This window comes from Actinacidiphila glaucinigra, from assembly GCF_035918135.1.
Classification (GTDB): domain Bacteria; phylum Actinomycetota; class Actinomycetes; order Streptomycetales; family Streptomycetaceae; genus Actinacidiphila; species Actinacidiphila glaucinigra.
In genome coordinates this window covers 160943-172732 of record NZ_CP109145.1, presented here as the reverse complement: position 1 = coordinate 172732, position 11790 = coordinate 160943, and the positions used below count along the sequence as shown (strand labels likewise).

Sequence of the window (11790 nt, the reverse complement as noted above, 5' to 3'; positions counted from 1 at the left end):
GGTCTCACCTCCTCAGTTGGGGGAATCGGCTCTCCCAGACGCTCGTCACCACGGCCGGCAGATGCGTCCTCAGGGCCGTCCAGGCGCCCAGCAGACTCTCGGGGCAGACCAAGGACTTCTGCTCTGCCGAGCTTCCCGAGACCAGGAGCTCTACGTAGAGCGCGAGTTGCGCCTCGTTCGGCTGATCGGACGAGTCGGTGGGCTTGTCCTCGTGGCCTCGCAGGTCGTCCCACGACTGCGGGACCTGAAACGGGCGCGCCAGCAGGTAGTCGGGTGTCCCGGGCTGGGAGAGCGCTGCAGCGATGTCAGGGTCAACCTGGTCCCGCAGGTCCGCGAGTATCTCGGCACGGGTGGCATCGGCTCCGTCGAAGTCGATCTCAGGCATGGAGGGCATAGAAGGCGATCCCCACTCTCTCGCCGGCTGGCGTCGCCGGGCTGGACTGCACCGCCCGGAGTGTCTGGTGAATCTACACGGCACCAACATGGCATCCCGGTTGCAGAGTTACGGAGTCCGACTGGCGGGAGGAAACCTCACAGCGGCTCCCACGCTGTGGGAGCCAGGGGTCGAATGACCGCTGCTGGCCGTTAAAGAGCAAAGAGACCGGCCATACCCGCACCCCGAAGGGCAGCGGGGCTCCACTCGTCGGAGGAGCCTGAGCCGATGGCCGGTCTCACTCACAGTTAACCATACCTGAGGGGTCTGGTGTCAAACCCTGGGAATCCTGGGACCTCGGTCACGCTGTGTCCGCACGGGGCGGTGCGGTCCACGCACGCGCGTACCCCGGAGGACACCGGGGGTGACGCTTTCACCGAGTTGGGTTCGTTGTGCTCACCAGCTCCACGAAGTCCGCAGGGCGGGACTACGGCCAAGTCTTTCACCAAGGGCGGTTCAGGCCTTGGGAGAACCGGCGCTGTGAGCGATTGAGGCGCTTGACCGAGACGACCCTGCAGGGGAGCGCATCGCCTACCTCTGATCGGAGCGCCGCCATGGCCGAGGACACCAGCCCGACCTCGCAGGGGACGGGTCGGTTCGAGTCCGTCAGGGACTCTGCGCAGCAGAGGATCCTCGAAGCGCCCCTGCCCGGCGATGCGATGAAACGGCTCATCCAGGAGGGCCGGGCCTCCCGCCTCGGTGACTTCCCTGGCAGCCCGGTGCGATTCATGGACCGCTGGTGGCGCTGGGAAGACGAGAGCGGGTGGGCCGCCCTGGACGAGGCGGGCAGCTCAGAGGTCGACCGGCAGGCCGAGCGGTACCGAGCGGCGGTCACCGCAACGCGGCGCTCCCTACATCAGCAGGCCTACACCGACCTGGCACCGACCTGCCTGGTGCCACCCGCGGGCAGGGCTGTGCTGTGAAGGGGGCGTACTTCGACGCTCCGGATCAGGAGGTCCATCTGCTCAGCAGCCTCCTCCGCACTCCGGGAGCCGCCCGCGACCTGGTGCAGGCCACGAGCGCAGGCCCTCGCTACTGGTTGAGCACCGAGCACTTCCAGACGGACTGGATCGCCAACGCATATGGGGTCCTTGCCAGCGGCGGGCTCGAGGAGATCGAGACCGAGACGTGGCGCAACCCTGGACAAGATCCCGCGATAACAGCCGCCAACATCGTCGTGCGTCGACTGTGGGACCGTCACGTTGAGATGGCGGCCTCCGGCCACCAAGGGGCACAAGCTGTCCTCAACGACGCGGCTCACTGGCAGGACCTCTTGAACAAACTGATCGAGGTCGGAGGGGCCAGGTACGCCTCGGTTCAGGACGCCCGGCACCACGCCTACGTCATCGTGCGTGGTGCCGAACGGCCGTCAGCCATCGACGGCGTGCCGTTCTCGCTGGCCGGCAGGCCCGCTACGGGGCTCACCATCATCGAGCCTGAGCTGGCCGTCCTCGGCGCCATTCTCGACGATCCCCAGCGAGCGGAACGATTCCTCTACAGCCCCACTGCATCGGGCGCATCGCCGTACTGGCTACAGCCCGAGGACTTCAGCGACCCCCTGACGGCTGAGATCTGGGACGCGCTGGTGACCGGCCCCGACCCGGCAATTGCGCTGCCGGCCGTGAGCGACCCGCTCGTCACACCGGCCGCCCGTACCGAAGCCATGATTGAGCACGTTTACCGGCGCCTGTGGTTCAACGACTACCTGCGTCGCGGTGGCGATCCCGCGGCACAGGCCCGCATAGATTCCAATGCCATGCTGGCAATCAGGGAGGTCCTGGTCCAAGCGAGCAGAGGCGCATGGGGTACGAATCCGGACCTCGCGCCGATCTACGCGCTGGATCACATCCTGGAGCCGAGCATCACCCACGTCGTTGACGAACTGGCCGGGGCGGTCCGGGTCCAAGGCACCGCTGACACCGCACTCTACGAGGTGGCGAGGGCGCTAGGTGCCCAGGTGGACGCGTTGGACAAGCTACGCGACCGCCTCGATGCCGGCCTGACGTTCAGGAGCGACGAGGGCGGTGCCAGAGTGCGGCAACCACCGCCCAGCTCTGAGGTAGCCCAGAAGGTCCACACCACCCACGACGTCGAGCGGCGGGTACTCATCTCGCTGATCAGGGATCCATCCCAGCTACGGGGAGCTGGGGCCACACCGAACCTGGCGCCTCAGGACTTCACTCGTGCGGAGCATCACGTCCTGTTTCGCGCTCTTCAAGAAATGGATCCTGCCCTCGCCAGCGATCCCTGGTTGGTCGCTGCTCACGCAAACCGCCTCGCGGCCCGAGAACAGATCCCAGGGTTCAGGAACGAGGCCATGCTTCAGGTCCTGCAGGATCTGAAGACGAGATCTGAGGTTCCTCGTGCCGAAGTGGGCGCCCACCACCTGATCACCATGACGGTTCGGCGCTCGGCCGTCGAGGCAAGCCTGGTCATGACCGCCGGCGTACAGGATCCCGCTGTCGATCGCCGGCAGTTGCTGGTGCGCAGCCGAGGGCTCGTTCAGCAAGCCACGGCCGAGGCATTGCGGATCCACGCACAGTCGGTTCCCGCACCGGCCCCCCAACGCGGAGCACAGCATCACGTGGCGTAACCCGGTCTCACGGCTCGGAGAAGGAGGCACAGATGGCGAACGATCCGCCGACGCACCTTCCGCGGCCTGACGACAGCGTTGACGCAGCCATCCGCTGGTTCGCCGCCGACACGACCCATACGAGGCAGGCCCTCGACCACGCGGGTTCTACAACTCCGCTCGCCCCAGGCAAGCTGTTGCAGGAAGCGCGCCACGACCTGCATTTCGAAGCACTCCTTCCCGACAGCTCCCGCGTGGCACAGCTGGCCGAAGCGCAGGCAACCTGGCTCATCAACCGCTTCCCTCGCGGGCACGCCCGAGTAAGCATCGACAGTGCCCAGCAAGCCGGTCGGGCCTGGGGCGTCCTCATTGCGGCTGACGCCGGGTGCTTCCCCGGCAACGACGTTCTGGCCGCCGTGATCCGTCGAACAGGACTGCCGGCACACGCAGCCGCGGAAATCACAGCGCAGGCCCGAGCCACCAGCATGGCGTACAACCGTGCTGACCTGGACCTTCGTGCTGACCATGTGCACAACGAGGTGCTGGCAGCCGACTGGCAGCAGATGGCTGCCTGCGGCCTCGAGCTGCCGGAGGCCGCCGATAAGGCCTTGCAGCTACTTGAGCTGCTGGGTGCTCGTGAGAGCCAGCAGCCGCAGTTCCGGTGGTTGACGCCCGCCGTAGACAGGGTTGCGCGCGTGCTGCATGCGGCGGCCCGTGCGCAGCCACTGCTCGTCTCTCTCACTCGCATGCTGCCCACGGGGAACAGTTCGGTCGAGAAAGCACGCCAAGCCGAGATGGTGAAAGCTTACGAAATGGGCTTGATCGAATTGTCGCTCACTGCCGCCGCCAGAGCTCATGCAGTGAATGAATGGGCCAAGTCCGCACCTGGCCTGCGGGCGCACGCTCTCAGCTCCGCAGGGCCGCGGATGCGTACGCTGCTCGACCTGGAGCACTCCTTGGGCTGCTTGCGTGTGGCGGTCCGAGGGGCCGGTCCGTCACCCCGTCACCCCGCCGAGGGGTCGTGGGTCGGGGAGGTCGCTGCCGCTGTGGACCGCCTAGCGGTGACGGCGAGAAGCGGTGGCGCTGTCGTGCAGGCCCGGACCGCACGAAGGGGACTGGCTGTAGACCTCGCGCAGCGGCATCAACGCCCGGCCCCAGGAGCGGCGCCTCGGGGGCCGTCGCTGTAGGGCTGCTCTTGCGGGGCGTGGGCTTAGCTCCGGGGTAGGAAGTAGTCGAGTAGCGCGACGACGGTCGAGATGATGCCGGCGATGCTCGCGACGACGCCGATCACGACCGCGTTTGGCGTTGGCCCACTCGTCGCAACATGATTGCGGCTTCGCGACACCAAGAGCTTCCGCACTCCCGTCGGCTCGTTGATCACCATGGACTTGGTGAGCCAGTAGTGCATCCGTATCAGCACGATCGCCATGGCGGCGGCACCCAACCCGACCAAACCGTCTGTCCCTCCGGTGCCGCCCATGAGGAACAGCACGGCAACGGAGGCGCATGTGATCCACAAGCGCGTGAACCAGGTGGTCAGCCGCTGACCAAGGAAGCGCGCACCGCTGAGAACACGCCCCACCCGGTCTGCCACACCTTCTTCCCAGACTCTGGATCCGCCCTCGATCTGAACGACGGTTGAGGTCGGAGTGTTCATGAACCAGTCGAAGCGGCCACCCAAGCTGAAGGAGATCTTTTGGGGGTCTCCCGCGGCGGTCCGTTCGATCTGGATGGACGACGTTGTCTTCTCCGTCCCCAGATGTGTCCGCAGCTGGCTAGGGGTCGCGAACTCAAGCGTCTCCGTGACCCGGACAAGCAAGGGGTCGCGGTCCTGAGGTGCGGTGGTCGAGTACTTGATTTTCGTTTCTCCGCTGGGTATGACGTCTTCGAAAATCGCCACCAGGTCGTCGAGGTTCTTCCATGAGAACCAACAGCCATTGAGCGCAACGCGCGTCCCCCACTCCGCCATGGCAGGAACCTAGTGGCTCCGTGATCGATCTGTCAGCACGGCCTACAGTTGTGCGGCACCGCCCGCCTGCGAGCCGCATCCTCTACAGCGGCAAGGGCGGCGGCAATGTCAACGTGCTGAGCGCCTGGCAGAGCCTCTGCGCCGACGTTGCATCACGTGGCGACAGACACGCAAGGGGAGGGAATCGATGGCAAGCGAATCGTATGAGGACCGCCGGTTTCAGGCATTTCGGCGGTCTCAGATACGGGGCTGCCTGCTCGGGGGAGCGCTGGGAGATGCGCTGGGGAACCCCGCAGGGTTGTTTCAGTCGCTTCGGAAAGGTGCCGTCGAGCCAGTTGCCGATGTGAGTGGCATTGTCGCGCAGGTCACCGATGCGACCCAGATGACGCTGTTCACTGCTGAGGGTCTGATCCGTGCGCGTGTCCGAGCCCTCATAAAAGAGGTGACTGCAGGTCAGGAAACCTTCTTCATCCACGATGCGTACCTGCGCTGGCTTGAAACGCAGGAGAACAGCGGCCCGCCTCCGGCCTCCGGACGCTCCGACATGGAGGCTTCGCAGCACAGTCGGGTTCGGTCCGGATGGCTGAGGCAGCAGTCGTGGCTGTACGCCCGACGCTCGCCAGGTAAGGCCTCCCTGAACGGGCTGAGGCATGAATTCGTCGCGTTGCCCGACGCCGAGATCGACGGAACCCGAGGACCCGTGAACCCAGGATCGAAGGGCTGCGGCGCTGTGATGCGCTCAGCTCCCATCGGGCTTACGGGCTTTGACCCGCGGCGAACCTTCACCGTTGCGGCCAACAGCGCCAAGATCACACACGGGCACCCCACCGGGTACTACGCTGCCAGCGCCCTCGCAACGATCATCGCCTACATCCTGCAGGGCTACCCCATCGATCGCGCGACCCATTGCGCGATGTCGCACCTAACCAAGCACCGCGGACACGAGGAGACCTCCACCGCGCTACGCGGGGCTATAGACCTGGCTGCCGTAGGCCGCCCAACCTCAGACAAGGTGAGATCCCTCGGCGCCGGCTGGGTAGCAGACGAGGCCCTCGCTATCGCGGTGTACTGCGCGCTAGCAGGCGGTTCAGTCAGGGAGGCCCTGCAGCTTGCCGCTAATCATTCCGACAATAGAGGCACCACCGGAGCGATCTGCGGGAACCTGCTTGGCGCCTGCCACGGCGATGTGGGCCTGCCCACCGACTGGCTCGCCCTAGTCGAGGGCCGCGGCGTCATCAGCGAACTCTCGGACGACTTCGACACACGATTCCACTCGGGCGAAGACGCCTACCGCACCTGGGACTGGCCGGCGTGGGGACGCTACGACGGCTGAACGGCGTCGAGGGTATCCCGGGTCACTTCGCCCAGAACGCTTGGCAACAAAAAAGGGCTGTGCCTCCAATGGAGGCACAGCCCTTGGCTCTGGCGGGTGTTCAGGAGCGGACGCGCGGCAGTCGCCGTGTAGTGAATCCTCAGTCGCAAGCAGTCCGAGACGATGAGCCCATGACTTCGTACCAGGGAGAGGACCGTATGTGCCGGACGCCTACCGTGGTGCGGCACCTGGCTCGCGCTGCTGTCACCGCCTGTTGTGTCGCGGCTCTGGCCCTCACGCAGGCAGCGCAAGCCCACGCGGACAGTCGAACGGTCAACTTCGACTATCAGCACCTGTGGATTACCCCGGAGTTCAAAATCGGCGGCGGCGCCATCCAATTCAAGGTCAAGAAATGCAACCGCCCCAACGGGGACATGACTGTACTGCTGCGACGTACTGACGGCTTCAATTACGTTGTATCCAGCGAAAAGATCAGGTGCCGCGCAGGTGACAAGGTCGTTTTCAATGTTGGCTCGAATCCGGCAGGGACGTACGAGTTCGAACTCGGCAAGCTCGACGACTACAAGTTCTTCAAGGGCTCAGCCACGTATTCGTTCACGTCTCCCAGGTAGTCCGCGGGAGATTCGCCTGCCACGACGGCCACCGTCGCGCCGGTGAGTGGATGCGCGGCGGCCGTATGGCACGGGGACGGTCAGGGTCGGTGTCTCAGAAGATGTGGCGCCGCGCGGATGGTGGCCGGCGACGACGGCGAGGGCGGCGTGCAGGGTGCGCGTCTTGTGCCCCGTGCACATTGACAGGGGCGGTCACGCCGGGATCCCTTCGGGGAGTTCGATGATGACGATGCTCAGGCGGCCACCCGAGAGCGGGAAGCGCGGGCCGGTGCGCGGGTCGGGGCCGATGACGTAGCCGTCGGAGTCGTCGGGCAGAGCTCCGGCGTCCACGATGCCGTCGAGGAGCGCCTTCGCCGAGTCGTACCAGTTGGCGGGGTCGCCCTTGCTGGCATGGGTGTTGAGGTGCACGACGTAGAAGATGTGCGCGGCACGCAAGCGTGGGATACGCGCCGCAGTGGCGAGCTTCTTGCCGATCGCGCGCAGGTTCTCGACCAGGGGTCGCTTGGCCTGCCAGATACGGCGGTCGTTGGCGTTGAGGAGCTCCACGGGCGGGACGGACAGGACCCACACGCGGCCGGCCCCGGGTACCTGGGCGACCAGGGGAACGACGTCGACCTCCGGCGGGGGCAGGAGGGCGGCGGCCGCGCGCGCTGCGGCGACCCTCGCCCTGTCCTCCTTCTTCTTCGCGGTCTTCGCGGCCCCGGCCGCGCCCCGGCGTAGCACCTGGTCGCCTTGCATGGTGGCGCCGACCGGCTCGAACCACTCGGGGCCGTTGTGCTGCCTGTCGCCATGCTTGATCAGGCGCTCGTTGTGCAGGGTCAGCACGACGCGGGTGGGGACGGTGGCTCCGTCGGCCGTGCGGTAGCTGCCCTGGCCCGGGCGGCCGGGGACGCTGACGTAGCGCACCCGGCCGTCCTTGATGAGCTGCAGGGCTTCGAGTTGGAGTGCGCTGAGCGCCGCGGTGGGTGACTTGGGGCGCCGGTGGGGGATGCGAGTGCCGGCCACGCTCAGGCCTCCAGCGCGGCACGGCCGCAGTCAGTGAGCTCCCAGCGGTTGCCGTCGACCTTGACGGCCCAGCCCTTCACGGAGAGGGCTTCCAGGCGCTCGGTCATGTAGTACCGGTCGCGCACAGCCCGCCCGTCCCCGATGTGGTCCATCAGGTCGCGCTGCGCCCGAGTGGGGCGCTTCGGCCCGGTCTTGGCCGGGGCCAGTGGCGTGGTGCCCACGGGCCGGAGGGTCGCCACGTGCATGAGGCAGCGGACGCACGTCACGGGCTCATCGGTGGCCTCGTCGTTGAGATTGAGCGGCTTCGTGCGGCCGATGTCCTCGCACAGGGCGCGGTCGGCACGGTGCTGGCGGTTACGGCCGGACACCGCGTCCATGTCGGGCACGGCGTGCCGCACGGACTCCCGCACACCGCTACGGATCCGCCCGTGGGGGTTCTCGCGCACGGCGACCTTCACCAGGCAAGTGCGCAGGGCGGCCGCGTAGGCATTGGCTTCGGAGGCCCGGCGCTGTGCGACCTGGTCGCCCCGGCGGTCCCGGGTCTCCTGCGAGGCCGCGGCCTGGCGCTCGCGCTCGGCGATCTCGGCGGCCTGCCTGCGGGTAATGGGCGGCTCGGGTTCAGCCTCCATGGCGATATGGAGCAGGTACATCACGGGCCAGGTCATCGCGGTGAGCTGCCCGCCGATGATGGCCTCCGCCCACTCGCGGCTGTGGAAGGTCGGGCCCGGCTTGTGCACGATCTTCGGATCCGCGAACGAGGTGGTCTCGCGGCGCGTCCGCTCCCGGAGATCCGCAATCTGCTTGTCGGTGAGGCTGGTGGGTCGGTCGTTGCGGCATTCGAGCATGAACGGCCCGGCCTCGGTCCAGAGGCGCTCCGCCTGCACGTGGCAGCCGAGTTGCTGCACCAGGTGCGCGTAGAGCGCCCCCAGGTCGGCGGCGGGCGTGTTGTCGATCAGTCGGCCGAGTTCGGCGGGGTCCGTCGGGATTATCGCCGGAGGTTGATCGAACACTCCGGGGGCGACGGGTCGAGACAGCAGATGCATGCGTGTGTCCTTTCGGATGGGGGGACGGTTGTTCTCCGTCCGGGGGAGGTCGCCCGACCGGCCCGACGGGCACTGGCGTCTGCGTCAACTTCATCGCGGCCTGGCACCGTTCAATGGCCGTCGTGTACTGCTGGTGCGTGGCATCCAGTCGGGCCGTGCGGCGGCTTGAGAGGACTGTGACTCTTGCGGCTTCAAGGCGCGCAAGTCGCCGAGGCGATCCCGCCTGTCGGCGCGGGTTCGCGGCGGGACGGTTCACGCGCGCTAACGCCCGAGGTCTCCGCCGGCCGCCTCCGCAGAGGTCTGGGCTTCCGTGGTGTTGGGAGGCCCAGGCATGCTGAGGATCTGAGCGATGGCCCGGCGAGCGGCTTCGTCGTGTTCCGGGTTCCAGATGAAGGCTGCGATGAGCCGCCTGTCGTTTCGCCGCTCGGCGAGTTCCTTTTCGGCGGCGCGCAGGTCCCGGGCCAGTAGTGCCGGGTCCCTGTGCGGGGTCTCCGAGGTGGGGGTGCTCGCCCCGGTGGCGGTCCGTGGCGGGGGCGTTGCCGATAACGTCTCGGCGGGAGGGGGCGGTGGGGCGCTGGAAAGCATGAACGGTGCTCCTGCGTTGTCAGCCGACATGCGGCCGCCCTCAGCCCGAGGGGAGACGGGCCGAGGGCGGGGGTGGCGGCGCTTGGTCGGTGATCTGGAACGGCCTCGTCGCCCGCCTGGGCGGGCGCGGTGAGGGTCAGGTGTCGCTGAGCGCCTTGTGCTCGTATTCCTCGATCTTGGTGTTGACGTCATCGCGGCCGGAGGCGTAGCCGACCCAGTCACCGGCGACGGTGAAGACCGAGAGGTAGCTGTTGCCGAGGTCAGTCACGACGTACATGTGGTCGCGGATTTCCAGGGACGCTTGCCCGTCGCCGACTGCGTCGAGGGCGGGAGCGCCCACGATCTCGATCTGCTGGAGGTTCAACCAGAGCGCCCCGCTGATAGCGGAGTGGCAGACGTCACCGCAGACGCGCACGATCGTTCTGTCCTGGAGTTCGGTCAGTGCGAGGGCTGCCTGATCAGGGTTGGTGACCTGGCAGGGGATCATGAGGTCGTCGACGTAGTCCGCGGTGGGGGAGACGTACAGCCGGATGCAGGCCGTGCCGGGCGCGGCGCCGGACAGCACGTCGCGGTGAACGAAGGCTTCCCATTCGACTTCACGAAGGACGTGGCAGGCCGTGTGTGCCGTGTCCGTCGCGGTGGGTTGGGGGAGGGCCTGGATCCGTTCGAGGAGGAGGACCTCGATCCACAGTTCGTCGGTTTCGGCCAGGATCAGGTCTCCGCTGATCCGAACGAAGTCGCCGTCGTTGAGTTCGAGAGCGGCCTTGGCCAGGTCGGTGACCACGCAGGGAAGGATCATCTCTGTCGCTTCGTCGCCGGTGGGCGAGATGACCATCTGGAATCGAGCCGTGGCGCCGTCGTCGAAGGCTACGGGAGATCCGCTGACGATGCCTTCCAGCATGAGTGCGTAGGGCAGATTGCTCACGTGGCGGCTCCGTGGCGGCTGCGGGGCCGGCCGTTGCGGGCTTGCGGGCGATGCGACGTCCGCGTGGCGGTGACCTGTCGGCGGGTGTCCCTGATCTTCCGTTGGGCGCGGGCCTGCGCATCGGCCTTGCCCTTCACTCGCTGGCAAGGTTTGCAGGTGTCCTCGCCACGGGCGATGTGGCACTCGGCGCCCTCGACAGTGCCGCAGGGGGCAGTGATCTGCCAGGCCACGGCCAGCGGGTACAGACCCTGGAGAGCGATGCCGGTGCGGCGCTGGATCGTCGCAGCGGGGGAGCCGTCGCGCAGCAGCGTCAGGGCGACGGCCTGAGCGGCTGACAGGCGGGGACGTTCGTCTTCGGCTGTCGCGTTGGAGGGCGCGGTCACTGGGCCAGGCCCTTCCGAGTGAGGGCCTCGTACTGTCGCTTGAAGCGGCGGGCGATCTCCTCCTCACTGAGGCGCTGGTGCAGCCGCTTGTCGAACGCTTTGCGCTCCTTGGGTGTTGTGCCGCCGATGACTCCGTTCTTGGCGAGTCCCGTTGCGTTGGCGAGTCCCCAGAGCAGGCACCATTCCTTCAGGTTGCAGCCGCCGCAGGCCTGCTTGGCGGCTCGCAGTTCCTTGGTGTCGTTGTAGTCCTCGGGGAAGAAGGCGTCGGGGTTCGTTCGGCAGGGTTCCGAGCCCGTGGAGCGCGGCACCGGCACGTAGTTGCTCTCGACGATCGTTGTACTGCCGGCCATCAGACGGACTCCTCGCACTCGAAAATGGGCTGGGCAGAGCGGTGCCCGGGCAGCGTCTTCGCGAGGGTCGCGGTGGTGTGCCTTCGCGAGCGCGGCATGCGGCGCTGGGAAGCGGTGGGCATGATGGGTGGGTCCTCTCACTGAGGTGGACGTTCGCCCGGGACAGCTGCCGTTGGTTTGCGAGGCCTGGCGGCTGCCCGGGCGGCGTGCGTTGTTTCCGGAGCCGTCGGGCGTAGCGCGGCGCGCTCTGCCAAGGCTGTTCACACCGCGCGAAGGCGCCTGGAACTGGTGGCAGGAGCTTGGCGGGTGGCGCCGCCACTGGTGCGTGGTGCGGGCCTCATCGCGTGGCGGCACCGCCTGCACGGCTCCTCGCCGCGGGCCAGGTGGCAGTTGGCGCCCTCGGAGGTGGCGCAGGGCGCTGTCACCTCGTACTTGGCGGCTATCGCGTACAGCTGCGGGGCAGTGACGTTGGTCCGTAAAGCGATCACGCTGGCGCGGACGCCTTCACTGAGGAGCTGCAGCGCAAGTCGTTCCTGACTCGGTAGGGCTTGACGGTCCTGATAGACCTGGCCGGCCCGAGT

At 67.3% G+C, this 11790-nt stretch carries 13 protein-coding genes; 5 read left to right on the top strand and 8 right to left on the bottom strand.

Annotated features, from left to right (window positions below; genetic code table 11):
* Window positions 1–4 precede the first annotated feature (4 nt).
* Window positions 5–385 (bottom strand): hypothetical protein, encoded by a 381-nt coding sequence (locus tag OIE69_RS44030; protein WP_326581738.1) that lies wholly within the window; start codon window positions 383–385, stop codon window positions 5–7.
* 602 nt (window positions 386–987) lie between these two features.
* On the opposite strand from OIE69_RS44030, the gene OIE69_RS44025 reads away from it, so the two are divergent.
* The 3 genes from OIE69_RS44025 to OIE69_RS44015 are packed head-to-tail and all read left to right on the top strand — an operon-like array spanning window position 988 to window position 4192.
* Entirely contained in the window at window positions 988–1356 is a 369-nt protein-coding gene (locus tag OIE69_RS44025; protein WP_326581737.1) for a hypothetical protein, read from the top strand.
* Window positions 1353–3026: a DnaB-like helicase N-terminal domain-containing protein gene (locus tag OIE69_RS44020; protein WP_326581736.1), complete on the top strand. Its 1674-nt coding sequence runs from the start codon at window positions 1353–1355 to the stop codon at window positions 3024–3026. The genes OIE69_RS44025 and OIE69_RS44020 overlap by 4 nt, the downstream gene beginning before the upstream one ends.
* A gap of 32 nt (window positions 3027–3058) precedes the next feature.
* Entirely contained in the window at window positions 3059–4192 is a 1134-nt protein-coding gene (locus OIE69_RS44015; RefSeq protein WP_326581735.1) for a hypothetical protein, read from the top strand.
* A 23-nt stretch (window positions 4193–4215) separates the two neighbouring features.
* On the opposite strand, the gene OIE69_RS44010 is transcribed toward OIE69_RS44015, so the two are convergent.
* The gene (locus OIE69_RS44010) at window positions 4216–4974 is read right to left on the bottom strand and encodes a hypothetical protein (protein ID WP_326581734.1); all 759 of its coding nucleotides are present in this window, start codon (window positions 4972–4974) and stop codon (window positions 4216–4218) included.
* A 187-nt stretch (window positions 4975–5161) separates the two neighbouring features.
* Here OIE69_RS44010 and OIE69_RS44005 point away from each other — a divergent pair, with 187 nt between their 5' ends.
* A complete protein-coding gene (locus OIE69_RS44005) occupies window positions 5162–6307 on the top strand; it encodes an ADP-ribosylglycohydrolase family protein (RefSeq protein ID WP_326581733.1) in 1146 nt (381 codons plus the stop codon).
* 170 nt (window positions 6308–6477) lie between these two features.
* Entirely contained in the window at window positions 6478–6918 is a 441-nt protein-coding gene (locus OIE69_RS44000) for a hypothetical protein (protein WP_326581732.1), read from the top strand.
* Between the two features lie 192 nt (window positions 6919–7110).
* On the opposite strand, the gene OIE69_RS43995 is transcribed toward OIE69_RS44000, so the two are convergent.
* The 6 genes from OIE69_RS43995 to OIE69_RS43970 form a co-directional block, all read right to left on the bottom strand.
* A complete protein-coding gene (locus tag OIE69_RS43995) occupies window positions 7111–7923 on the bottom strand; it encodes a hypothetical protein (RefSeq protein ID WP_326581731.1) in 813 nt (270 codons plus the stop codon).
* A 2-nt stretch (window positions 7924–7925) separates the two neighbouring features.
* A complete protein-coding gene (locus OIE69_RS43990; RefSeq protein ID WP_326581730.1) occupies window positions 7926–8966 on the bottom strand; it encodes a hypothetical protein in 1041 nt (346 codons plus the stop codon).
* Window positions 8967–9687: 721 nt separating this feature from the next.
* Window positions 9688–10476 carry a hypothetical protein gene (locus OIE69_RS43985; protein ID WP_326581729.1) on the bottom strand — a complete coding sequence of 263 codons (789 nt, stop codon included), beginning with the start codon at window positions 10474–10476 and terminating at the stop codon, window positions 9688–9690.
* On the bottom strand, window positions 10473–10859 hold the full coding sequence (locus OIE69_RS43980) for a hypothetical protein (protein WP_326581728.1): 387 nt from the start codon (window positions 10857–10859) through the stop codon (window positions 10473–10475). The genes OIE69_RS43985 and OIE69_RS43980 overlap by 4 nt, the downstream gene beginning before the upstream one ends.
* Entirely contained in the window at window positions 10856–11209 is a 354-nt protein-coding gene (locus OIE69_RS43975) for a WhiB family transcriptional regulator (protein ID WP_326581727.1), read from the bottom strand. The genes OIE69_RS43980 and OIE69_RS43975 overlap by 4 nt, the downstream gene beginning before the upstream one ends.
* Complete coding sequence (locus OIE69_RS43970) at window positions 11209–11331, bottom strand: hypothetical protein (RefSeq protein ID WP_326581726.1); 123 nt, start codon at window positions 11329–11331, stop codon at window positions 11209–11211. The genes OIE69_RS43975 and OIE69_RS43970 overlap by 1 nt, the downstream gene beginning before the upstream one ends.
* Window positions 11332–11790: the final 459 nt, after the last annotated feature.